Here is a 24567-nt window from a genome sequence, read left to right on the forward strand (position 1 = left end):
CTATTCAGTTTTGAAATGAGATACGAGTTGATCTAATTCTTGAACTGTTTGTTTCATTTGTCTAGCAGTTACAGTCATCTCATTCATAGTAATGACCTTTTGCTCAGCAGATTGTGCTGTTGCCGCTGTTTCACTAGATACTTCAGTCGAAATAGAAGCGATGTTATTCAGTGAAGCGTTCATTTCTTCAGCGCTTGCAGCCATTTCCTCAGCGGTTGCTGAGATGTCTTGCATTTGAGTAGATACTTTATTTACTTGTTCTACAATCGTTGTGAAAGAATTTCCAGCTTCACGAATGACATGAATGCCTTCAAATGCTTCCGAACGGCCTTGGGACATCATGGAGCTCGCAGTTTCAGTGTCTTGTTGAATTTGATGTAGTAGTTGGTTAATATCTGTTGCCGCTGTTTTAGATTGTTCAGCAAGTTTTCGAACTTCGTCAGCTACGACAGCGAAACCTTTTCCTTGTTCGCCAGCACGAGCTGCTTCGATAGATGCATTTAAAGCAAGTAAGTTTGTTTGTTCTGCGATATTAGAAATAGATTGTACAGCTGTATCAATATATTTCGTGTGGGTGATTAGACGTTCGACCACTTCTGACGTAGCATTTACCGCGTCGTGTATCGTTGTCATTTGTGAAACGGATTTTTGAATAACTGAACTTCCATCGTTAGCCTGTTCAGATGTAGTTACAGCAAGTTCAGTTACAGATGAAGCAGATTCAGCAATACGCTGAACGCTTACTGTCATATCGTCCATTGCAGTTGAGCTTTCTTCCATACTAGAGGCTTGCGATTGAATATTTGCATTTAAGCTAGACATCGAGCTTTGAACTCTTATTGTCGCCTCGCGTGATATATTCGTCTTTTCTAGCATATTTTCAGAAGCGTTTTGTACTTCTACGGATGTTTTTTGAACACGATTGATAATATGTTGTAGGTTTTCTAACATTTTATTAAATGATGTTGCAATCGTACCAATTTCATCATTACTACTTACCTGTAGGCGGGCTGTTAAGTCACCTTCTTGAGATGATAATTCTTTTAGTTTACTATCAATTTGTTGAATTGGTTTTACAAGTTTACCAGAGAACCACCATGCAAGAGCGATAGCTACGATAATACAAATAACAAGTGATAAGAAGACAACATATTCAATTTGTAGTGAAGATTGATCAATTTTTTTGATAGATTGATCACGTAACTTAGCTTGTTCATTACTATAATTTGTGAAGTCACCAATTACTTTATAAACAGAGCCATTCTCTGTAGAAGCTACTTGTAAAGCTTCTTCCCACTTTTGTTCTTTTGCAAGGGTGAAGACTTTTTCTTCAATAAATTTTCTCCAAGTGGACCCTAAATTCATTGTATCTTTCACGGATTGAGAAATATTTGGATTAGAAAGAAGTTTATCTTTTGAATCCTCCAGACGTTTACTCATCTCGTTAAACTTGTCTAATTCTACTTGATCGTGTTGTAGTAAATAACCTCTTAAAGCAGAAAGTTGTACTTGATAAGCGTCTCCACGCTCTTTCAATTCTGTTGCTAGAGGAGAAATTTCTTTTTGTAATGTTTCAGCTTTACGAGATTGGTCAATAGCAAAAAATAAAATAAAAGCTAAGGCGATGCCAAATAAAGCGCAAATCGTTCCCATCATGAACATTAGTTTTTTTCGAATGCTAATAAAATTCATATGATAAAAAGCCCCCTTTGTGAAATCTTAGTATTAGAATTAATTAATGTAAAAAATCGAAAGAAAGCTTTACTCCATCTGGAATAAAGCTTTCCTCTTTCCTCTAGGAATTATAGCAGACGTAATGAGAGATAGAAAGAGATATTTTAAGGTTAAAAAAAGAGAGACTGTAAATCTCTCTTTTTAACAACTTGGAGCTCATAGAAGTATAAAGGAAAGTTTCGCTTTAAACGTTTGTTTTGAAATGAGAAACGAGAACCTCAAGTTCTTGTACGGTCGTTTTCATTTCAGAAGCTTTTTTAGCAACGACACTCATTTTATTTACTTGGTCACCAGCCGAAGTTGCTGTTTGTGATGTTTCGGCGGCAACTTCATTTGAAATAGAGGCGATGTTATTTAAAGCTGCATTCATTTCTTCTGAACTTGCGGCCATTTCTTCAGCAGTTGCAGACATTTCTTGCATTTGTGTAGAGACTTTGTTAATGTGGTTAACAATTTCCGAGAATGAAGATCCAGCGGTACGAATGACTGTAATCCCTTCCGAAGCCTCTGACTGACCTTGTGTCATCATTTCATTTGCTATTTTTGTGTCAGCTTGAATTTGATGAAGTAAATGGTTAATGTCAGTTGCTGCTAGCTGAGATTGTTCAGCAAGTTTTCGTACTTCATCGGCAACAACGGCGAATCCTTTTCCGTGTTCGCCAGCACGTGCTGCTTCAATTGAAGCATTTAAAGCGAGTAAATTCGTTTGTTCCGCGATATTAGAAATGGATTGAAGTGCAGTATCAATATGATTTGTATGTGTAATGAGTCGCTCTACTACTTGTGATGTAGCGTTAACAGCTTCGTTAATTGTATGCATTTGTGTAATAGATTTCTCAATGACTTTATTCCCACTATCTGCTTTTTCTGAAGTTGTAACAGCTAGGCTAGCAACAGTAGAGGCAGATTCTGCAATACGCTGAACACTCGTTGTCATATCGTCCATTGCAGTTGAACTTTCTTCGATGCTTGAAACTTGTGAACGAATATTATACGCAAGAGCATTCATAGTTTCTTCGGTTTTTGCTGTATTTTCCATAGAAGCAGTGGTTTCGATAAACACATTTTCAGACGCTTCTTTTACACTTGTGGATGTTTGTTGCACTTGTTTTATGATACGTTGTAAGTTAGCGAGCATTTGATTAAAGGAATTGGCGATATCACCAATTTCATCTTTACTCGTTACGTGTAATCTAGCAGTTAAATCGCCGTCTTGAGAAGCTAATTCTTTTAATTTCTCATCAATTTGTCGTATCGGTTTAACGAGTTTACCAGAGAACCACCATGCTAATAAAATAGATGTTAACGTACATGTAATGAGTGAGAAGAAAATAATATATTGAATAAGAGATGAAGAAGACTCAACGTCAGCAATTAATGCGTCACGTTTATCATTTTCTTCATTTGCATATTTAGTAAAACGACTTAAAAGATCGTTTACATAATCGGTTTGAGCTAAAGCGATTTTGGACGCTTCGTCCCATTTTCCTTCGCGAGCGAGAGGGAGGACTTCATCATCTATGACGCTTCGCCATTTTGCTCCCATTAAAATCGCCTCTTTCATTCCTTCTGGGAGTTTTTTATCACTTGTTACTTTCTCTCTAGTATCAGCAAGTTTTTTTCCTTCTCGGTTGAATTTATCCAATCCTTTTTGATCATGTGACAGTAAATATTCTTGTAAACCGGCAACTTGTGCTTGGAACCAATCACCACGTTCTTTTAAAATTGTTGCTCGTTTTGATACATCATTTTTTAACGTTTCAATTTCGCCTGCTTGGTTCATAGCGAATGAAAGAATAACAATAAGAGCAATACTAAATAAAGAAGAAATACTTAAGAGTGTGAACAGTAGTTTTTTCCGAATACTAACATATTTCATCGTTACCCCTGCCTTTAAAAACTATTTATTATGATTTATAAATATTAAGAACGACATTAATAAAAACATCATTATGAAGTTATTAATCTGTTCAATGAAAATTATAGCAGATAATGGAAGATGGCAGATTAATATGAGTAAATGTTCTTAAAATGTATACATTTGTATATCAAAAAGTTCATAAATAAAAATGAGCAATGCTATTGTAATTTGAAATAACATCATGTATACTTCTAATTAGTTGATAACGATTATCAGTATCAACTGTAACATTACTCTTCGTTATGTTGGTCATACCCCTTTTTGACGACGTAAGTCAGAGACGAAATGTTGAAATATCTTGTGTCCTATTCTACAGAATTATGGTAATCTCCAACCTCAACTTATATGCGTGAGCATGCAAAAAGGATCCTATCCGTGAAGGGATCCTTTTTTGCATGCTGTCGCAATTAATGTATATAAACCAGGCACACGATCTTCAATTTCTTCCGGTGCAGTAGAAGGGAAGACCCACCTTTGATGAGACCCGTGTTCTTCAACTAGTTTTTCAATTTTAAAATGTTCTTCCGCAAGTGTTGTAATAATTTCTCCTAGCGTCCAGCGACGGATGGTTGTTTTAGGTAATGATTCTTTCTGCGCTTCTGTAAGAAGGATGCTATAAGCAACATCATCTTCAATCAATTCTTCATCGAAATAATTTCCATTGGCCCGAAATGATGGGTGGTCTACTCCTAATAATTTTGTGTAAACAGGATGATAGTCACGAAGGATAAGTGTTCCATCTCCTTTAAGCATGGTAGCAATTTTTTGAAAGAGCGGTTTTAAATCTAGAAAGTAATGGAGTACACCAAGTTCCAGTAATACGATATCAAATGATTCGGAGAGCTGTACATTTAGTACATCAGAAACGACATACTGGATAGAGACACCTGCTGCTTCCGCAAGTTCATTTGCATATTTTGCATTACTTGCCGAAATATCAACAACTGTTACGTCAGCGCCTAAAAGAGCGAGAGCAACGGCTTTATTACCTTTTGAACCGAGTAAATTAATAATATGTTTTCCTTTTGGAGATTGTATGTAGGGTAAATAGTGATCTACCTCGCGCACGGGATCTTCCATAAGCTTTTTTGCATAATCGGCTGGTGCACCGTGGCGATTCGTCCAAGCTTCATAAGCAGCTGCATTCCAGCTTTTTTCATTACGTGTGCTTAGTTGTTTTTGATTCAATCGTATCACTCCTTTTGTGAACGTATAGTTATTCGGCAGGGGGATGGGATTTCCTTTTCTTTCTAGATAAAAGTTTGATTTTTCTGTGATTAAGTCGTACAATACTTGTTATACGTAAAAGCGTTGAAAAGGAAAAGTAGGATGAACACATTCTTTCCAGAGAGCTTCGGTAGCTGAGAAGAAGCAAGAATATTCATTTGAACAATGGCCTTTGAGCTTCGTTCTGAACTTATCAAATGATAATAGTAGGCGGCGACGAGAGTTGGTACTCGTTATCAAAACCACAGTATAAGAGCATATAGCTCCGTACTTGTTAAGGCTAATTATGTGAGTAATTGGCGAAATAAGGTGGTACCGCGACTGTTTATACAGCCCCGCCCTTATCTTTTTTAAGATAAGGGCGGGGCTTTTTATATTTAAAAGGAGGAATATAAGATGAGTATTTTCATTGGAGGCGCTTGGCCGTATGCAAATGGTTCGTTACATCTTGGACATATTGCGAGTTTGTTACCTGGAGATATTTTAGCACGTTATTACCGGGCAAAAGGTGAGAATGTGTTGTATGTTTCAGGAAGTGATTGTAATGGAACACCGATTGCAATTAGGGCAAAACAAGAAGGGGTGACGGCGAAGGAAATTGCTGATAAGTATCATGAAGAATTCCAGCGATGTTTTCATAAACTTGGTTTTACGTATGATTGCTATACACGTACAGATAGTGAGCACCATCATGAAACTGTTCAAAAAGTGTTTTTACGTTTATTAGAAGAAGATTATATTTATAAAAGGACAGTGGAACAAGCGTATTGCGAAGCGTGTACGCAGTTTTTACCTGATCGTTATGTAGAAGGCATTTGTCCACATTGCCATGAAGCAGCAAGAGGAGATCAATGCGATGCGTGTTCAGCTATTTTAGATCCACTCGATTTGTTAGAAAAGAAATGTAAGTTATGTGGTAGTACGCCATCCGTGCAGGAAACAGAGCATTTCTATTTTGCATTGCATACATTTCAGCAGCAAATTAAAAGGGCTGTAGAAACTGCAAAACAAGAAGGAACATGGCGTGACAATGCGATTCAACTAACAGAGAGATATGTAAAGGAAGGATTACTAGATAGGGCTGTGTCACGTGATTTACCAATTGGGGTACCAATTCCAGTAGAAGGGTATGAAGATAAAAAAATTTACGTATGGATTGAAGCAGTGACAGGCTATTATTCAGCGAGTAAACATTGGGCTGAAGAAACAGGGAAAGATGATCAAGAGTTTTGGGGTAGAGAAGCGAAAACATATTATGTGCACGGAAAGGATAATATTCCGTTTCATTCCATCATTTGGCCAGCGGTATTACTTGGAATAGGAGAAGGAGCAATTCCTCGTCATATCGTTTCAAATGAATATTTGACAGTTGAAAAAAGAAAGTTATCTACAAGTAAAAACTGGGCAGTATGGGTGCCGGACATATTAGAACGCTACAATCCAGATTCTATTCGTTACTTTTTAACAGTCAATGCACCAGAAAATCGTGATACTGATTTTTCATGGCGTGAATTCATTTACAGTCATAATAGTGAATTGTTAGGTGCATACGGAAACTTTGTGAACCGGACATTAAAGTTTATTGAAAAGTATTATGATGGCATTGTACCGAATGGAATGATTAATGAAGAGCTGAAAGAGAAGGTAGAAGGATTATATATAAATGTAGGAGAATCAATTGAGCAAACTAAATTTAAAGTGGCGTTAGAAACAATATTTGATGCAGTACGTTTTGCAAATAAATACTTTGATGAGAGGCAGCCTTGGAAACAAAGGGAAGATGATCCAGTTTCATGCGAAAAAACGATTTATAACTGTGTGTATCTTATCGCTAATTTTGCAAATCTCCTTGAACCGTTTTTACCATTCTCAAGTGAAAGAGTTAGAAATACATTATCGATTGTGAACCGAAATTGGGAGCCTCAAAATACGTTGCCGAATAGAATTGATAGTGTGCAGCCACTATTTGAACGAATTGATGTAAAACAAATTGAGCATGAGATAGAAAAGCTATATGGAGCGGTAAAGTGAGATAGAGAAAAAGACCTTTCAAATACATGAAAGGTCTTTTGTTACGCACTATGCACGCTTCTATGCTTCTTTGCTTTCCTAGAGGTAAGCAGCTGAGGAGTAAAAATTCCAAGTAGTATAAAGAGTATCCCAATCCACTGCATGAAGGTTACGACTTCATGTACAAGTGTAATAGAAGCGATAATGGCCGTTGGTAATTCAGCTGCTCCTAGTATTGTACTAAGTCCTGTTCCTACTTTCGGTACACCAATTGAAAAACAAATGACAGGTACGACAACGCCGAACAATCCGAGGAAGAAAGCGTATTTCCAAAGACCGGCTTGCAGGGTACCATCCGTTAAAAAGGTTGGCGGGAAGAATAGGCATACGATCAGAGTGGCACTTGTTGTCATAAGAAAGCTTTTCGTATAAGGCGGAACTTCTGTAGCAACACGCCCACTTGCAAAAACATAGAATGAAAAAGAGACAGCGGCTAATAGACCAAAGATAATACCTTTCGTGGAAAAGTTTTGTCCGAGACCTTCAAAGACACCGCCTGCAAACAATGTTCCAGTAAATAAAATAATGATAGATATAACTTTCTCACGGTTTGGTAATGTTCGATTAGCGATTGCTTCTATAACGACACCAATCCATGTGAACTGGAAGAGTAGGACAACAGCGATAGACGCTGGTAGTTCTTCTACAGAAATAGCGTAGAAGATACCAGTCATACTCATTGTTGTGCCAACTGTTAGTAAGGAAAAGAATTGCTTTTTTGTTACTTTATGACGTGAAACGAAAAGAACGAGCAGAAGAAGCCCGATCCATCCGAAGACATATTGTCCCCCTAATAGTTGATGTGCTGAAAATCCATCAATGAATCCGAGTTTGAAAATAGTTGAAAGTACGCCGTAGCTACAAGCTCCGAATAAAACAAGTAATGAATACTTAAATTTCTCCATGAAAATCCTCCTTTTAAATAATAAAAAACGCCCGCTATCCAAATAAGGATAACGGGCGAACGAAACAGAGTAAGATACTCTACAAAATTCCGCCATTCATACGAAGTATGAATTTGGGGTATGAAATTGTAGTAGGTTTTTTACATTGCTTTTGGGAATACAATAGAACATTTTACACCTTGAGGCGTGTTTTGTATCCCATAAGGAAACTGATGTTTATCTAATATTTGTTTTACAATATATAGCCCAAGGCCACTACCTTGTACTAATCCGTGTTTGCCAGGGTTTGCGCGATAGAATGGCTCAAATAAATGGGCGAGTTTATCCTCATCAATTTGTGAACCTGTATTTAATACTTCTAATGCATAACCGTTTGGCTTTTCATAAAGCTTTATATATACATGCTGATGGTCAATTGTGTAATGAATTGCATTTGAAATAATGTTAAAAATAGCAGTTTGAATAAATTTAGGGTCAGCTAGAATTTGTACATCTTGCTTAATGTTAGATTGAACATTTAATTGCTTTACAGATACAAAGTAATCTACTTTCTTCATAACATCCTCAATAATATTAGTTAATGAGATAACTTTTAAATCAGGTTTAAATTGAGGGTTTTGTATTTTGGATAATTCCGACATTTTTTCCGTTAATATGTTAATGTCTTGCATCATTTCATAGGAACGTTTTAAATATTTATCTCTATCTTTATAAGCTCCAATTCCGTGAATCATGCCATCGAGTTGTCCCATAACTGCCGCGATTGGTGTTTTTAATTCATGGGATACCATAGACATAAATTCTTTACGAGATTGTTCTAACTGTTGTTCCTTTTTGAGTTCATTTCTTAAATCTTGATTGCTTGCATGTAAATTCTTCACTATATTTGGGATCTGTGAAGCAGCTACTTGCAAATTAAAATCTGTTTGATCTGTATTTTTGTTAAGTAGCTTTTTATCTGAGAAATCAAGATTCATAATATCTTTTAAAGCATCACTCATAAATTGAAAAGGTTTGGCAATTAGTTTCGTATAAATTAAAGATCCGAGTAAAGATAATGCAAGCATTGTCGCACCAATATGTGGAGCTAATTGCTGCAGTGCATCTGCTAATTTTGGATAATCTTGTGTATCATTTGTGTTATTTGCTGCATTTTGTTTATGTAAGGCATCATTAGTAGCGACTTGCTTTTCCGTTTCTGTAAGTGGAGTAGAAGTGCTGTTTTCCCCCGCAATATTTTGGGTATGTTCTTTTGCTTTTACAGTTTGGCTAGGCTGCAAAAGGTGATTTATGGCTGTGGAGAGTGCTTTATAATCTATAGTAGAAGATTGGAAATTGGAAATCATACTCTCTGAAACAGCCTTACTTTGATTCGTTTTACTTTGGTCGTTTTGTTTGTCTGAATCCGCTTGTTCTGTAGACAGCGCTCCATTTTCTTTTGCAAAACGTTCTTTATCGTAGTTCGAAGCTAGAAAATAAATAATTTGATAAAGACAAAGTGATAAAAGAATACAAAATAATAAGGTTTTGATGAAAATATTTTTGGTGATGTTGTCTGTACTACGATTCGATTTTGTAGCCAATGCCTTTCACCGTTTTAATATAAGGAATCCCTAATTTTTTTCTTAAGTTTTTAATATGTGTATCTATAACTCTTACATCACCATAATGTTCATAGCCCCATACCTTATTCAGCAAATCACTTCTTGATAATACTTTTCCCCGATTTTGCAGTAAAGTATATAAAATTTCAAATTCTTTTGTTGTTAATTCAATTTGATTACCATGAACATAAGCGGCATAGGCTGTAGAATTTAACATCAATTCATGGAATTGTAGTATAGTTGCAGCTTCTGCTTCCTTCGTTGCTGCCCTTCTTAATACAGCCTCTACACGTTTAATAAATACGGTGTAATGGAACGGTTTCGTAATATAGTCATCAATACCTAACTCAAATCCTTTAATTTCACTTTCTTCATTATGTAAGCCTGTTAACATAATGATCGGTACATCAGATTGTCCTCGCATAATTTTACAAATACTATAGCCATCTATATCTGGTAACATCACATCAAGGAGGACAAGATCGTATGAATTTTTTTGGAAAAGAAGAATACCTTCTGTTCCAGCGCCAACGACATCAACAGTAAAGTTTTGTGCCATTAGAAATTCACGAATCAGTTCTTGTATATCTGGGTTGTCTTCAATCACCAGTATATGCGTCATAGTAACACCTCCTAAATAACGCTTTTTACTGCAATATTCGAATTCATCATTTTTTGGATAACTCAAATTGTTTATACATATAATAAGCCCCCGCTATAAAGTCATCATGAAAGTAGCAAGGGGAATGGTTTAGAGAAACTGAATATTTCAGAATTACATTAGTTCTATTATAGTATGTATTGTAAAATTTATAAAATATTATAACTGTATAATTTTAATATCCATGTTTATCAATGTTTTGATATTGCTTAACGAAACCTATTCTTATTATATATGTAAATACAGTTGTTTTGCTACTGTAAATGAATAAATAAAATAAGCCAAGATATAAAATTCTTGGCTACACATAAATCTTGTTTTTAGGTTATTTTACAGTGACGGTAGCTTGCTGCTGAATACGCTCAAATAACCAGTGTATATCATTGTTATACATACGAATACAACCAAGTGTTGTCCATTTGCCGATTGCTTGATTATTGTTAGTACCATGAATCGCATAAGTTGTTCCGTAAGTTCCTGCCATGTTTAATCCGAGCCAACGGTCACCAAGTGGATTACGTGGATCGCCGCCTTTAATTTTTCCTGTATAGTAAGGACGGTTTTTAATTTTATTAACGATTTGAAAAGTACCTTTAGGCGTAGGTGTGGCTGCTTTTCCAGTAGCGACAGTAAAACTCTTTATAAATTGTCCATTTTGATAATAATCCATTTTATTTAACTGTGTGTTCACGATAAGCTGATCGTTTGTTGTAGCTGCCTCAGCATTTGTGAATGGAATAGTTAAAAATCCTAATGATAATAGTGCGCTTAATAATAGTTTTTTCATTATATTCTCCTTTTTACTATTGTAATAGTCTTACATACAATGAATTTGCAATCCTCGTAATACTTTATTTACATTTTCATCTAATGTTTCAAAGAACGTAGTAATCTTTGGATTTTGTTTGTTGTTTTTATCAATAAGTAATCTTTCATTTAGTAAAAGTTCACCATGTAGTCCAAAACTTTGAACTTGAATATTTAGCTCATCTTCAGTTTCAGAAATAATTGGTAAGAAGTAGTGGAAAGCTTTCGTTGGAATGATGTAGCTTTTACCAATCATGCTTTCTTGATTTGAATTAATCCATTTTTTCGTAACAATCTTAATGTTCTTTTTTGAAACGATAAAAGACAGTGTTGTAGATTTTGTTAAACTTACGTCAAATTCACTTGTTTCACATATGTGTAAATTAAAAACGGTTTTATTTTGATGAGATTCAACATTTGTATTAATAAAATCATGCATTTTATAAGCTTCCATTTCTTATTCACCCTTTTTTCAATTTCGAAAAACTACTTATATTTATTCAATTTAATGCTTAGTCATATATTAGTTAAATTTTTCAACAAATTCCGATATAATCTTACAATACGTATATGAAGCTAATATGAAGTTAGTATGAGTTTGTGGTGGTTTTTTATTGAGAACAAAATAAGGTGACTTTAAGTGTTAAAAACTGGATAAAAAATGCATATTAATGCCCTTGTGTCGTCTGATATATAGTTGTTAGCTTATTTTAAAACGATAATGGATAGCAGCAAATAATGAACAGAAAACTTTAGTGTGAGCCTTACAAAAATGTAATAAAAATGTAAGCTATTGTGATAGTTATTTCGACAATTTTTTTATACAATAATAGTAAGAAGTTGTACGTGATTGAAAGGAGAGATGACATGGAATGGGTTCATGAATTATTTCAGCAGTACGGGTACTATGTTGTACTTGTTGGTTTGCTGTTAGAATATATTGCACTTCCGTTTCCGGGAGAGCCAACGTTAGCATATGCGGGGTTTTTAGCACAGAAGGGCGATTTAAGTTTACCGATTTTAATTATCCTATCCTTTATTGGGACAAGTGTAGGAATGACAATTCAATACTTTTTAGGAAATAAATTAGGTATGCCCTTTATTCAAAAGTATGGGAAATACGTATTTTTAACACAAAGAAAAATCGACTTAACAAGAATGTGGTTTGATAAGTATGGATACTTCCTTATTTTTATCGGTTTCTTTATTCCTGGTGTACGTCATTTTACAGGATATTTTGCAGGAATTATTAACTTACCATTCCGTCGTTTTGCGATTACAATTTACTCAGGTGCTCTATTTTGGGTATCATTCTTCTTAATCGGTGGTTACTGGTTAGGTGGCAACTTACATGATCTTTTTGGAGTGCTAGAAGATCATATCGGTAAAATCATTGTTGGAGTTATCGTTATTGTAGCAATTACGTTAGGAGTACGTTTCCGCAAACAGCTAAAACGAGTATTGTTACAAAACGCAAGTTAATATGGAATCCATTCTATGTCAGAATTTAGGAAAGCAGTGCAGACGCACTGCCTTTTTATTTTATATTCCAATCTATTCTCAACTTTCCTTTTAACTTATTGCCATTAACTATAATGTAATACGTTCCCGTCTTAATTGCTGCAAATTGGTATGTATTAGGACCGTTTGAAGCTAAATAATTTTCTTCCTCTTGAAACTCACTAGCCATTTTTACGGCTCCCATGTAGCCATCCGGATTTTCAGCTCGTGATTCAATGGTAAATTCTAATATGTCACCTCGTTTTAGTTCAATGGGGACTTTATGTTCACCACTAAAATGTTGAAAAGATGCTTCGAAAGAGTTTTCTGTTTTTGTTTCGACCCATTGTTCTTTTGATGTTCCAACCTTTTCTAGATCGATAAAGTTGATTGTGATAAATATAATAAGCATAATGCCTGGCACGACATATTGTATCCACTTGAGTTTTGTTGCTATAACTGCACATAAGTAGAAAAAAAGAGAACACACTGCTCCAATTGATCCGAGAAACAAGAACTGTATTAGACTAGCTTCTTTAAATATTAGGAATGGAAGAGAAAATAAATAGCCGCAAAAAATATAAAGGCATAATGTCGTCAGTCTTGTATATGTTTTTAATTTCAATTTATCGATGCAAATAGAACAAAAAATTGCATACGCCGCAAGAATAGGAGCGAAGGGAACATAAAGTAGTTCTCGTAATCCAGCTAAGAAACTATATAATGTTTGTTGACTAGTTGTTAAGAGAAGCGTGCTAATAAGTAATAATAATAATAATAAAGCTGCTGTAAGCTTAGTAAGAACGTAAGAAAAGGTAGATGTTTTCTTCATATGGAACCTCCTTTGTTTAATATTTCACATTCATTATATAAGTTATTTTCATCATAATACATCTTTATTTTTGTCAATTATTATAGTCGTAATGACAATTATAATTGACAAAAATAAGGATATTATTTACAATTTTAATTAAATAAATGAAAAAGAGGGAAGACATGAAGCTTCAAAATCGAGTGAGGGAATTGCGAGCAAAGCATCGTTTATCACAAGGGGATTTAGGGAAAGCGATTGGATCATCACGGCAAACGATTAGTTTAATTGAGCGCGGGGATTATGCACCATCTATTGTATTGTCGCTAAAAATCGCACAAATTTTCAACGTACCGGTGGAGGAAATATTTGCGTTAGTGGAGGGGGAAGATGGAGATGAAGAGTAATCGAAAAAAACAATTTGATGTTGTGGGGAAAATAGCATTAAGTATGATGGGTGGCTTTTTAACATCTTATATAGCTTTAAATTTACTCTCGGATGAACCGAGAAAATTATCATCTAATACATTTATAGGTGTATGTACTATTTTTGGAATCGTAATGATGTACTACACTTGGAAGAATACACGTATGTTAGCGGAGGCACGCGATGAAGAAGAGAGCGTACAAGGAAGAAAATTAGGCATTATAAGTATATATTTACGTGTAGGTGATATAGTTACGCAAGCATGGTTTGTATATGCAGTTATTACATGTAGACGTGCACTGTTGCAGGATACAAATGTTTCATTTGCAGTGTGGAATTTAGTAGCTTCTATCGTCTGTTTAACTATTGTAGTGGTTATCGGGCTCATAACAAAGAATCGTTATAACAAGCTATATCCTGAACAAGGTGTAACATATATGGAATCTATGAAAATGTGGACGAAAAATGCAGATGAGGGATTAAAGCACATTGTGCATGAGGCTGGATATAAAGCGTATGAATTTACGAATACAATATTAGCATATGTATGGTGGGCTGCCGTTATATATACAGCGGCTAGTGATATCGATTTTGTATTAATTGGCCTAATCTCATTTATTTGGATATTGCATCTCGGAAAATTCATGTATGAAATGCATAGAAAAATGATTTATTAAGGGGAGAAAAAGGTGGATATTTTAAGAAGGCCAGCTGGTTCACTGACAGTGGCGCTCATTCTGTCCATTTTATACGGAGTGATCCGAACTGGGAAATTAGAAACAATGTTGAATATATGGGCATTATTGGGGATTTTTCTGGCAGTGGTAATCATTCATGAGTTAGGACATGTCGTATTCGGCGTAATAGGTGGTTTAACATTTAAATCTATGACAGTAGGGCCTATTACTGTTCAAAAAGAGAAGGGAAAAGTACGCATTCGAGAAAATAAATTATGGGCGTACTTCGGAGGCGTGGCAATGTTAATACCGCCTTCTATAGTAACACCTAACCTTTCAAAAAAATGGGCATGGATGACTTTAGGTGGACCAATTACAAGTTTACTATTTGGTATTACTTTTGGTTACATATATATGGTGAGTTATTATCAATATCTTTTATATTTTTCTGTTTTCCATTTTATAATTTTTGCGGTTACAATCGCGCCGATAAAAGGAACGCTTATGAGCGATGGTATGCAATTTCTTATTTTAATTAAAGATGATGAAAAGGCGAAGCAGCATGTATATAACATTCAAGTATCGAGTGAGTTATTTAGTTATAAGAGGCCGAAAGATTGGGATAAGAGATTAGTAGAACTTAGCGAAGATAAAATAAAAGAAAATAAAAATATAAGAGAGATCATGAGCGGACTTATGCTCGTCTTCCTTGCCCGATCGGATCAAAAGGGAATGGAAAGAGCAATACTATATGTAGAACAAGTCGCCCAACTTTCTGTCACGAAAGAAAATAAATATTTTGTTAGTAGTTTTCATAGTTGGTATCTTTTATATAAAGCTCTTTATCAGATGGATAGTCTTTCTCTGCAAGAAGCGAAGGAACATGGGAAGGCCATTACAAAAGTGGACTTACATGGGTATTATCGCACACAAGGAATTGTTAAATATTTAGAGGGCGATATGGAAGCATCCCACACTTATATGAGGAAAGCAGACAAAGAATTAAAGAGTGCCGAGAAGAGTGAAATAGGATATTTACAATTAGAGAGAGAATGGTTTGAGCAGCTGAAAGAGAGGGTATCTTACGATGGGTGAGGTATCCTCTTTTTTCTATGTCGTCTTATGCCGTTCCATAAAAAGTCTGGGGCGAGTAAAATAAGATAAGCAGAGCAAAGCTTGGAGGAATTCTAGATGGAAATTTTAACGATTATTTTAATAGTCTTGCTTATTTATGCTGTTTTTAAAGTAGCATATGTAGCATTAAAGATACTCGCGATCTTATTAGTTATCTTTTTAATCGTAGAGTTCGGCAGTAAATTGCTTGGGGGATAGGGTATGTTGTGCGTTTTGAGTGTCGAAGGGTGTCGGTAAGTCGATAACCTGTGTCGAAACGTCGATATAATGAAAAAATCGTTGATATAAGTGGAGAAACGATCGATATATTTGAAAAATCGTTGATATATTCCGGAAAGTACCGGATGGGGTATGTAGAAAAGAAGTTGCCGTAAAGGTAACTTTTTTTATTATAGTGACAGGGCATAGAGCCTACATAGGTTGCTGAAAATTGTCGGTAAGTCGATATCCCGTGTCGAAACGTCGATATAATGAAAAAATTGCTGATATAGGTGGGGAAATCGCCGATATATTTGGAGAATCGCTGATATATTTCAGTAAATACCAACAGGGGTATGAAAACCAATCTAAAAAAGCTGGAAGAATATCTTCCAGCTTACGAGTTACTTTCAATTTGGCGACCGTTCTCTTCTTCATTGTCTTGTAAAAGGTTGAATACGTCTGCTAGGCAGAATGCAATGAACCAAGTCCATAGACCGTGGAAGAAAGCTGAGCTTAATTGAAGTGGTAATGTATAGTTAGTCATTGAGTAGGAGATACATCCGCCAACGATTCCGATCATTGTTAATAACATTGTTTTTTGCGCATTTTCTTCTGGATTGAAGAGGAAGAAAATGTATCCACCTAAAATTGAAGCGCTTACAAGCGTTTCTATTCCATTAAAAATGATATTCTCTCCAAGCTGAGTGTTTGTCCAGAAGCAGATTGTTCCGCCGATAATAGCAAACAGGACAGCTATTGTATATCTTATATATTGATTCATATGTTCATCTCCTTATGTAATAAGATGATTTGGAAGTCAAAAAGGTAGGTATAGTATATTGAAGTGAATTTTAGTTGTACGTATCTTTTTATAAAAAGATCATGGAAGAATAACTAAGATGATCGGTTTTTTAAACCGTTACGTGTATGGTGTCTGAAATATACCTGACTGCTCGTTTCTTTTTGCTTGTAAAAATAAGAGAAACTTCCAAGTCTATATACTCTTTTTTTGTGAGTCTGCTTTCATTATAACACATTTAGGGCCACAATAATAGAATTATCTGATTTTGTAATAAGTGTAAAAAATAAAAATCGCAAGGAAATACCACTAACAATGCAGTTTAGTGGAAGAAGGATTTTAATTTATTATGATGAAATATGTAATCAAGGTGAGATCTAAGAAGGAGGCTTACATACTATAAAAAATATTTTGTAGCATGAATGTAAGGGAGGAGAGCTAACTTGGAGATCACAACAGAAAGATTAATAATTAGACCTTTTAAGAGTACTGATTTACAGGATGTATTTGCTATTTATAATAATGATGATACATGTAAGTTCCTATTACATAATAAGTGGACTCATGAAGACATGCAGAAAAGATTTAATAAGAAGCTAGCAAACAATGTACTTAATGAAGAATCAATATTAAGTTTGGCAGTTATATACAAGACTAAAGTAGTTGGTGATTTATCCGTATGGTACACAAATATGAAAGACACTGTTGAGATTGGTTATAGTTTTTCAAATGAAGTAGCTGGGAGAGGTTTGGCAACAGAAGCAGTAAGTAGTTTGGTATTTAAATTATTTAATGAATTTCATGTACATCGTATACAAGCTAATCTTGATGCACGTAATACAGCTTCACAAAAATTGTGTGAACGAATAGGCATGAGAAAGGAAGCCCATTTTATACAAGATTTTTGGAGTAAAAATGAATGGACAGATAGTATTGTATACGGAATGCTATCCTCCGATTTGTAGTAATAAACTTCGTGATTTTATTATGCTAAAGGGTGCGTTAGTTGAATAACAAAGGGCATAACATATTGTATATGACTAATATGTTATGCCCTTTCATTTAGTAACCTTTTTTATATGCGTTTGAAACGGCCGACAATTTCAACTGTTTCAGTAATGTTCATGAATGCTTTGTTATCCACTTGACGGATAATACGTTTCATTTCGCCTAACTCATAGCGAGTCACGACAGTGTAAATCATTTTTTTCTTATGGTTTGTATAGCCGCCGACAGCATCTACCATTGTCACCCCGCGTATGCCGTGATGCAATAGTGCGCTTTTTATTTCCTCGCCTTTTTCTGTAACTGTCATTATCGTTAATTTAATATGTTTCGTATGCACAGCATCGATAACTTTGCTGACTACAAACCGGCTAATTAACGTATAAAGCGTAATATCCCATCCGAAAATAAATCCTGCTGCAACAAGTAAGATTAAGTTGAATCCAAAGATGATTGCTCCAATTGAAATATCTCGATGTTTCGCTACAATCAATCCAACAACATCAAAGCCACCTGTTGAAGAAGCAAATCGGAATATGATTCCGGAAGCTGCTCCGCAGATTACACCACCAAATACAGAAGACAGTAAAATATCGTCTGAAACTTGGTGTACAGGGATAATGTTCATCGCTAACGATGATATAGCTACAAAGTACGCTGTTAAAAAGGTTGTCTTCTTGCCTAAGTAAAAGTGACTTAAAATAAGAAGAGGAATGTTTAGTAAAAAGATAAGTGCACCGATATTGTAGTGCATTAAATAACCGATAATCATCCCTACACCAGCGAAGCCACCGCTAATCATGTTATGCGGGATAAAGAACATATTCATAGAAATTGCATACAAAATAGAGGCTACGAAAATAACAACCAACTGTATGATAAATTCTAAGTGAAATGTTTTAGCTGCTGGGAAGGATAAAAAGGCGGTGTCGGGAACGTAATCGGCGTCTCCTAGTTGACCCATAGTATGTTTCATCTCCATATTCATTTTTGATTACAAGAAGAGAATAAAGGTTTTTTCAAAAACTGGCAATAGTTTTATTATAATGCGAAAATTTTATAAATTTCTAACAAATTAAACCTATACAAGGATACGTGTGAATATACTAAAGAAAGCGAATACATTAGTTTTTTAGCATAGTTTTCTTGAGAAAATATGCAAAATACTTTTTTGACGATAAAAGGAAATAGAGAATGTTTGTTGAATGTGCTAAAATGACCTTATTAAGGATGTGAAGCGATGGAATTTTTATTGCAGGATGCAATTCTATATATATCGTTTGTAACGACAGCACTTTGTTTATTAGAAGTTTTCTTCCTTGCTAATGTTTCTCGCTTTGTGCGTCAGCAAGCATCAAGCGGTAGACAAAGAGCTTTTAAACTAGTTAATACGTGTGAAGAGGGTACTGGTAATGTAACGCTTTTCTCTATTTTTTATAAATATGGAATGATTCGTTCTGTGCGCAGACAAGAATCCAGTGAAGAGAATGACGAGGTCGGTCCGTATACACCAATGTTTCGCTAAATAATTACGAAACATTGGAGGAATGAACATGTTAAAATCATACCGAGCTGTGCTCGTTAGTTTATCATTATTACTTGTTTTTGTTTTATCTGGTTGCAGTAATGCAGCCCCAATTGATGCACATAGTACGGGAATTTGGGATCATTATTTCGTATATCCAATCTCGTTTATGATTCAATTTGTTGCTCATCACATACCAGGAGCTAGCTTCGGGATTGCTATCATTATTATGACGCTCGTTATTCGTTCAGCCATGATTCCATTAGCTGTTTCACAATATCGTAGTCAAGCGAAAATGAAGAAAATGCAACCTGAACTGCAGAAGCTGAAACAAAAATACGGTGATGTGGGTAAAGATCTTGAAAAACAAAAGCAGTATCAAAAGGAAATGTCGGAACTAATGAAATCAGGCGGTTGGAATCCACTAGCTGGTTGCTGGCCACTATTAATACAAATGCCGATTTTCTCTGCTTTGTATTATGCGATTAGCCGAACAGAAGAGATTCGCACATCGTCATTTTTATGGGTGAACTTAGGACATGCAGATCCTTATCATATATTACCGATTATCGCAGCGTTAACGACATTTATTCAGATGAAAGTTTTCCAATCTAATATTACACCTGGAGAACAAGTACAGATGCTGAAAGTGCAGCAAATTATGATGCCAGCAATGATTTTATTTATGGGATTTGCGGCGCCATCAGGACTTGTGTTGTACTGGATAACGGGTAATTTATTTACAATGACACAAACAATTGTATTAAGAAGAATAATGGAACGTGAAGAATTACAATTACAAAAAGCTTAGAACAACGCCGCTCGAGATGAGCGGCGTTTTTTTGTTAAGTCGTTAAGGAAATGTTAAGAAACCGACATTACTATAGGAATTGTATACGAAAGTGTACATGCTTTAGAAATATGAAGGAGGAAATTTCCTATGAAGAAGAAAACAGTTGGGTATTTAGCGATTGCAGGTGCTTTATCATTCGGAATCATTGGAGGAGTCGGTATTCCGGCATTCGCGGCAACGAATACTCAAGCAGCTGAGCAGTCTACAAAAACGGCGAAAAAAGATTTAGATGACGCTACAAAACAAAAAGTAAAAACGATTATGGACGATACAAAGAAACAGTTGAAGGAGTTAGGTGTAAAGCTTCCAGAGAAAGAAAAACGTAAAGATATGTTTGCGGGATTAGATGATCAAACAAAAGAAAAAGTAAAATCAATTTTAGAGCAAGAGAAATCCGGCAAATTAACACGTAAACAAGCAAAAGAGGAATTAACGAAGTTAGGCGTGAAAATGCCAGAGAAGGTTAAGCATAAAGACATACTTGCTAACTTAGATGAAGCAACAAAAGAAAAAGCAAAATCAATTTTAGAGCAAGAGAAATCCGGCAAATTAACACGTAAACAAGCAAAAGAAGAATTAACAAAGCTAGGTGTGAAACTTCCAGAGAAAGGTAAGCATAAAGACATACTTGCTAACTTAGACGAAGCAACAAAAGAAAAAGCAAAGTCTATTTTTGAACAGGAAAAGTCCGGGAAATTAACACATAAGCAAGCAAAAGAAGAATTAACAAAACTAGGTGTGGAACTTCCAGAGAAAGAGAAGCATGAAGACATCTTTGCGGGATTAGATGAGACAACGAAAGAAAAAGCAAAAGCGATTTTAGAGAATGAAAAGAAACAATTAGAGGAATTGAACGTTGATTTACCGCACCATAAAGTGAAACTTTAATCAGTGGTGCATTTCCACTGATTATTAGTTGAACCAATCGGGCTTTTACGGGCAGTTAATATTCCAACTTCATCCTTGTATTCGCTGGATTTTAAGGTGGAAGTTTTACTGCCCGTTAATGCGGGGTAAATTTTTTATGAAAAAAGATGAGAAATAATTGAGTAAAGTCGTATCTTCCGTGTGGGCAACCGGAAGGTATGTATGTGAGGAGACTTTCTTTTAGAAAGTCTCCTCTTACTTATTGTCGTTTTTTGTTGGTAAATCGATATATTTTGAAAATCGCTGAGATAATTTTTACCGCTACGCTGTTCCAAAGATACTGGGGAATTAGAGAAATATTATAGCTTCTGTTATAATATAAGAAGAGAAACATTTCTTATGTTATATAAAAAAATATATTGATTTTTTCTAACAATTCAATATAATGAACAATAACTACAAAATTCGACATCAAGAAGTGATGATGAGGACATGATCAATTTTTTACGATTCTCAGAGAGGGAAGCCTTTGGCTGTGAGCTTCCTAATACGGAAAAATGGATTACCACCTCTGAACTGCAGCAGTGAACGGATACCTAGTAATTGCTTGCCGGCAAAAACCGTTATTTAGACTTGAGAAATTGGTGAAGTATGTTACTTTACGAATTGAAACAAGGGTGGAACCACGAATATAACACTCGTCCCTTTTTTAGGGAGGAGTGTTTTTTTATTTCATTTTTGCATCACACTAGAATTGGAAGGAGGATACGCAGCATGCATCATGATGAGAAGAACAAAATTGGTTTAACAGTAGCACTTTCTATCGTAGTAGGAACGATTATTGGATCTGGTGTGTTTATGAAGCCAGGGAGCGTATTAGATTACTCGGGGAGTTCTAATATGGCTATTCTTGCTTGGGTAATTGGTGGTCTGTTGACGTTAGCAAGTGGTTTAACAGTAGCTGAAATTGGAGCGCAAATCCCGAAAAATGGTGGGTTGTATACGTATTTAGAGGAGATTTACGGAAGTTTTTGGGGATATTTATCAGGCTGGATGCAAACAATTGTTTATGGACCAGCTATTATTGGAACATTAGGATTGTACTTTAGTTCTTTAATGATTAATTTTTTCTATTTAGATAAAGTATGGAATTTACCAATTGCTATTGGAACAGTTGTGTTCCTTGGCGTTGTAAATAGTATGGGAACAAAATATGGAGGTATCGTCCAAACGGTTACGACAATTGGAAAGATGATTCCAATCGTATTAATTGTTGTGTTAGGTTTTTGGAAAGGAAATAGCGATATCTTTAATGTAGTAGTGCCGATATCAGAAAATCAAAGTATCGGTATGGCAATTTTAGCAACATTATTTGCTTATGACGGCTGGATTCTACTTGCTTCGATTGGCGGAGAAATGAAGAATCCAACAAAGCTATTACCGAAAGCGATGACAGTTGGGATTTTAATTGTAACGGCTGCTTACGTACTAATTAACTTGGCATTATTAAATGTGTTACCAGCAGCGAAAATTGTAGACCTTGGAGAGAATGCAACAGCGACAGCTGCGGGCATGCTACTTGGAGAATATGGCGGGAAAATCATTAGTATCGGTATTATCGTTTCTATTTTCGGTTGTTTAAATGGAAAGATTTTAACGTTCCCACGTATTCCGATGTCTATGGCAGAGCGTGGACACCTTCCGTTTTCTAAGTTTATCGCAAAGGAAAGTCCAAGATTTAAAACACCAGCAAATGCGATTACTGTTGAAATCATTTTAGGAATTATTTTAATGGTTATTAGTGATCCGAATAAGCTATCTGAGATTTCCGTATTCATTATTTATATTTTCTATGTAATGACGTTTATTGGTGTCTTCATTTTAAGAAAACGTAACAAGAATAAAGAGCGTGCATACAGTGTACCGTTATTCCCGATTGTACCAATCGTTGCGATTTTAGGATCATTGTTTGTACTTGGAAGTGCGATTATTAATGATCCGGTAAGTTGTTTCTTATCAATTGGAATTGTCTTTACTGGACTACCGGTATATTGGTATTTAAATAAGAAGAACAAAACTAGTGTTTAATAATTAGAAGGCAGGCGTATGATACGCCTGTTTTTTTATTGTAAAAAAATTGTACTTGTGTTCAATTTCTTTTTTGGTTACTATAGTCGTAGTAACCAAAAAAAGAAAGCGTGGGGAAAGACTTGAATTTTCGTGTGTATATTTTAGCTATTGCGGCTTTCGTAGTCGGAACGGTTGAGCTAATTATAGGAGGAACGCTCGATCTAGTTGCCAATGATTTAGGAGTATCTATTAGTGCAGCTGGTCAGCTTATAACAATATTTTCAGTAGTATTTGCTTTATCAGGTCCGGTTTTATTGGCGATAACTGGAAAATTTGAAAGAAAAAGATTATACATTGGGGCATTATCAATTTTCTTAATCGGAAATATTATTTCAGCATTTAGTGTGAATTATGGGATGTTAATGTTCTCAAGGGTTATTTGTGCGGCGAGTGGTTCGCTTATTATTGCACTGTCAGTAACACTTGCTTCTAGCGTTGTAGAACCACATTTTCGTGCGCGTGCAATTGGAATCATCTTCATGGGGATTAGTGGTTCACTTGTACTTGGAGTACCGCTTGGCCTTGTACTCGGAAATGCATATGGATGGCGTGCACCATTTGTACTCATTTCGATCTTAACAGTAATGGCACTCGCATGTATTTCATTATTCTTAACGAAAGTACCACCAACATCAGTGCTATCGATAAGAGAGCAAATCGCTACGTTAAAAGATAAAAAAATTGTCAGTGCACAGTTAACGTCATTCTTATTTTTAACGGGTCATTTAACACTATATGCATATTTAACACCATTTTTAAAAGATGTGATGCATGTTGAGGCAAATTGGATTAGTGTATTTTACTTCATTTTCGGAATTGCAGCGGTACTTGGAGGCGGCCTTGGGGGCTTGCTTGCTGATAAATGGGGATCGAAGAAAAGTATTATTTCAATTATTATCGTATTTGCGTGTGCGATCTTCATATTGCCAATGATGACATTTTCATTCCCGCTGTTCATTATTATGATGGGAATTTGGAGTATGCTTAGCTGGGCTATTTCACCAGCACAACAAAATTATTTAATTGAAATTGCACCAGAATCAGCTGGTATTCAGCAAAGTTTAAATAACTCTGCGCTTCACTTAGGGATTGCTCTCGGTTCAACAGTAGGCGGAGTTGTTATTGAGAAATCATCTGTTATATATAATGCTTGGGTAGGTGGCGGCTTTATTATATTAGCACTACTTTGTGCAATTTTCTCGATTACGAGAGGACGTTCTGCTCAGTTTGCAAAAGAAGAATCTATCGTTTGATAGGTTCTTTTTTATTTGTAAAAAATTGCAGGTTTTAGTAGGTGGATGGAGAAAGTTGTATGTAGCGAGGTGATGGAGAATGATGTCTAATTTCTCGGTATTTGGCATGATAATTGCTCTACTACCGATATTGATAGTTGTTGTTGTATTAAGGTGGGTCCGTTTCATCTATCAAAATTCAGAGAAACAAGTGGAGCAAAATGAGAAAATTATTGAGCTGTTGACGGAGATAAAGGAAAAAGATAAGTAATATGTATTCGTTTAAAATTTGTTTCTCGTAAGTTATGAAGGCACTTATAAAGTGCTTTTTTATTTTTTGGAAATTTAAAATATGTAATATTCATTTGTCAATAGCAGCATGAGAGCAAATAATTTAAAGGTTGCTTATTACTTTGGAACTTTCTCAACAATTCGACAAGATACTACAAAAAAACCACCTATTCTCTTTTTTTCACT

At 35.3% G+C, this 24567-nt stretch carries 24 protein-coding genes and 2 other annotated features; of the genes, 13 read left to right on the forward strand and 11 right to left on the reverse strand.

Annotation, left to right across the window (positions count from 1 at the left end):
- From DM800_RS18810 to DM800_RS18820, 3 genes are all read right to left on the reverse strand, one after another.
- Positions 1–1692, reverse strand: coding sequence for a methyl-accepting chemotaxis protein (locus tag DM800_RS18810; protein WP_147787337.1), 1692 nt, complete (start codon positions 1690–1692; stop codon positions 1–3).
- Positions 1693–1918: 226 nt separating this feature from the next.
- Positions 1919–3613 (reverse strand): methyl-accepting chemotaxis protein, encoded by a 1695-nt coding sequence (locus DM800_RS18815; protein WP_147787338.1) that lies wholly within the window; start codon positions 3611–3613, stop codon positions 1919–1921.
- Between the two features lie 411 nt (positions 3614–4024).
- Positions 4025–4843 (reverse strand): class I SAM-dependent methyltransferase, encoded by an 819-nt coding sequence (locus DM800_RS18820; RefSeq protein ID WP_147787339.1) that lies wholly within the window; start codon positions 4841–4843, stop codon positions 4025–4027.
- Positions 4844–4957: 114 nt separating this feature from the next.
- Positions 4958–5228: a binding site (T-box leader), on the forward strand.
- 50 nt (positions 5229–5278) lie between these two features.
- On the opposite strand from DM800_RS18820, the gene metG reads away from it, so the two are divergent.
- Complete coding sequence (gene metG / locus DM800_RS18825; RefSeq protein ID WP_147787340.1) at positions 5279–6913, forward strand: methionine--tRNA ligase; 1635 nt, start codon at positions 5279–5281, stop codon at positions 6911–6913.
- 41 nt (positions 6914–6954) lie between these two features.
- On the opposite strand, the gene DM800_RS18830 is transcribed toward metG, so the two are convergent.
- The 5 genes from DM800_RS18830 to DM800_RS18850 form a co-directional block, all read right to left on the reverse strand.
- Positions 6955–7857: an EamA family transporter gene (locus tag DM800_RS18830; RefSeq protein WP_098857433.1), complete on the reverse strand. Its 903-nt coding sequence runs from the start codon at positions 7855–7857 to the stop codon at positions 6955–6957.
- A 140-nt stretch (positions 7858–7997) separates the two neighbouring features.
- The gene (locus tag DM800_RS18835; RefSeq protein ID WP_147787341.1) at positions 7998–9440 is read right to left on the reverse strand and encodes a sensor histidine kinase; all 1443 of its coding nucleotides are present in this window, start codon (positions 9438–9440) and stop codon (positions 7998–8000) included.
- The gene (locus DM800_RS18840) at positions 9418–10083 is read right to left on the reverse strand and encodes a response regulator transcription factor (protein ID WP_000148835.1); all 666 of its coding nucleotides are present in this window, start codon (positions 10081–10083) and stop codon (positions 9418–9420) included. The genes DM800_RS18835 and DM800_RS18840 overlap by 23 nt, the downstream gene beginning before the upstream one ends.
- 364 nt (positions 10084–10447) lie before the next feature.
- Entirely contained in the window at positions 10448–10909 is a 462-nt protein-coding gene (locus tag DM800_RS18845) for a L,D-transpeptidase (RefSeq protein WP_000735054.1), read from the reverse strand.
- A 30-nt stretch (positions 10910–10939) separates the two neighbouring features.
- Positions 10940–11383: a DUF3978 family protein gene (locus tag DM800_RS18850; RefSeq protein WP_147787342.1), complete on the reverse strand. Its 444-nt coding sequence runs from the start codon at positions 11381–11383 to the stop codon at positions 10940–10942.
- Between the two features lie 413 nt (positions 11384–11796).
- Between DM800_RS18850 and DM800_RS18855 the strand changes: the two genes are divergently transcribed.
- Positions 11797–12411, forward strand: coding sequence for a DedA family protein (locus tag DM800_RS18855; protein ID WP_147787343.1), 615 nt, complete (start codon positions 11797–11799; stop codon positions 12409–12411).
- Between the two features lie 55 nt (positions 12412–12466).
- Here DM800_RS18855 and DM800_RS18860 read toward each other — a convergent pair whose 3' ends face one another.
- Positions 12467–13261 carry a hypothetical protein gene (locus DM800_RS18860; RefSeq protein ID WP_147787344.1) on the reverse strand — a complete coding sequence of 265 codons (795 nt, stop codon included), beginning with the start codon at positions 13259–13261 and terminating at the stop codon, positions 12467–12469.
- Positions 13262–13425: 164 nt separating this feature from the next.
- Here DM800_RS18860 and DM800_RS18865 point away from each other — a divergent pair, with 164 nt between their 5' ends.
- The 4 genes from DM800_RS18865 (at position 13426) to DM800_RS18880 (ending at position 15676) form a co-directional block, all read left to right on the forward strand.
- Positions 13426–13647: a helix-turn-helix transcriptional regulator gene (locus DM800_RS18865; RefSeq protein ID WP_087981953.1), complete on the forward strand. Its 222-nt coding sequence runs from the start codon at positions 13426–13428 to the stop codon at positions 13645–13647.
- Entirely contained in the window at positions 13637–14344 is a 708-nt protein-coding gene (locus tag DM800_RS18870; RefSeq protein ID WP_088064750.1) for a DUF3169 family protein, read from the forward strand. The genes DM800_RS18865 and DM800_RS18870 overlap by 11 nt, the downstream gene beginning before the upstream one ends.
- 12 nt (positions 14345–14356) lie before the next feature.
- The gene (locus tag DM800_RS18875; protein ID WP_147787345.1) at positions 14357–15439 is read left to right on the forward strand and encodes a site-2 protease family protein; all 1083 of its coding nucleotides are present in this window, start codon (positions 14357–14359) and stop codon (positions 15437–15439) included.
- Between the two features lie 96 nt (positions 15440–15535).
- Complete coding sequence (locus tag DM800_RS18880; RefSeq protein ID WP_000404783.1) at positions 15536–15676, forward strand: DUF3985 family protein; 141 nt, start codon at positions 15536–15538, stop codon at positions 15674–15676.
- A 397-nt stretch (positions 15677–16073) separates the two neighbouring features.
- On the opposite strand, the gene DM800_RS18890 is transcribed toward DM800_RS18880, so the two are convergent.
- Positions 16074–16460: a DUF3938 domain-containing protein gene (locus tag DM800_RS18890; protein ID WP_001077770.1), complete on the reverse strand. Its 387-nt coding sequence runs from the start codon at positions 16458–16460 to the stop codon at positions 16074–16076.
- A gap of 461 nt (positions 16461–16921) precedes the next feature.
- On the opposite strand from DM800_RS18890, the gene DM800_RS18895 reads away from it, so the two are divergent.
- The gene (locus DM800_RS18895) at positions 16922–17443 is read left to right on the forward strand and encodes a GNAT family N-acetyltransferase (protein WP_097906570.1); all 522 of its coding nucleotides are present in this window, start codon (positions 16922–16924) and stop codon (positions 17441–17443) included.
- Positions 17444–17553: 110 nt separating this feature from the next.
- Here DM800_RS18895 and DM800_RS18900 read toward each other — a convergent pair whose 3' ends face one another.
- Positions 17554–18447: a YitT family protein gene (locus tag DM800_RS18900; protein ID WP_000530033.1), complete on the reverse strand. Its 894-nt coding sequence runs from the start codon at positions 18445–18447 to the stop codon at positions 17554–17556.
- A gap of 276 nt (positions 18448–18723) precedes the next feature.
- On the opposite strand from DM800_RS18900, the gene DM800_RS18905 reads away from it, so the two are divergent.
- The 6 genes from DM800_RS18905 (at position 18724) to DM800_RS29265 (ending at position 24361) form a co-directional block, all read left to right on the forward strand.
- Positions 18724–19008 carry a hypothetical protein gene (locus DM800_RS18905; RefSeq protein WP_000394932.1) on the forward strand — a complete coding sequence of 95 codons (285 nt, stop codon included), beginning with the start codon at positions 18724–18726 and terminating at the stop codon, positions 19006–19008.
- Between the two features lie 28 nt (positions 19009–19036).
- Entirely contained in the window at positions 19037–19819 is a 783-nt protein-coding gene (gene yidC, locus DM800_RS18910; RefSeq protein WP_000920534.1) for a membrane protein insertase YidC, read from the forward strand.
- A 129-nt stretch (positions 19820–19948) separates the two neighbouring features.
- Positions 19949–20749: a hypothetical protein gene (locus DM800_RS18915; protein WP_147787346.1), complete on the forward strand. Its 801-nt coding sequence runs from the start codon at positions 19949–19951 to the stop codon at positions 20747–20749.
- A 451-nt stretch (positions 20750–21200) separates the two neighbouring features.
- Positions 21201–21437 (forward strand) — a binding site (T-box leader).
- 65 nt (positions 21438–21502) lie between these two features.
- A complete protein-coding gene (locus DM800_RS18920; protein ID WP_088064746.1) occupies positions 21503–22816 on the forward strand; it encodes an APC family permease in 1314 nt (437 codons plus the stop codon).
- A gap of 110 nt (positions 22817–22926) precedes the next feature.
- Positions 22927–24111 (forward strand): MFS transporter, encoded by a 1185-nt coding sequence (locus tag DM800_RS18925; RefSeq protein WP_142291827.1) that lies wholly within the window; start codon positions 22927–22929, stop codon positions 24109–24111.
- A gap of 82 nt (positions 24112–24193) precedes the next feature.
- On the forward strand, positions 24194–24361 hold the full coding sequence (locus tag DM800_RS29265; protein ID WP_176546143.1) for a hypothetical protein: 168 nt from the start codon (positions 24194–24196) through the stop codon (positions 24359–24361).
- Positions 24362–24567: the final 206 nt, after the last annotated feature.

Origin of the sequence: Bacillus sp. AY18-3 (assembly GCF_008042305.1) — a bacterium.
GTDB lineage: Bacteria > Bacillota > Bacilli > Bacillales > Bacillaceae_G > Bacillus_A > Bacillus_A wiedmannii.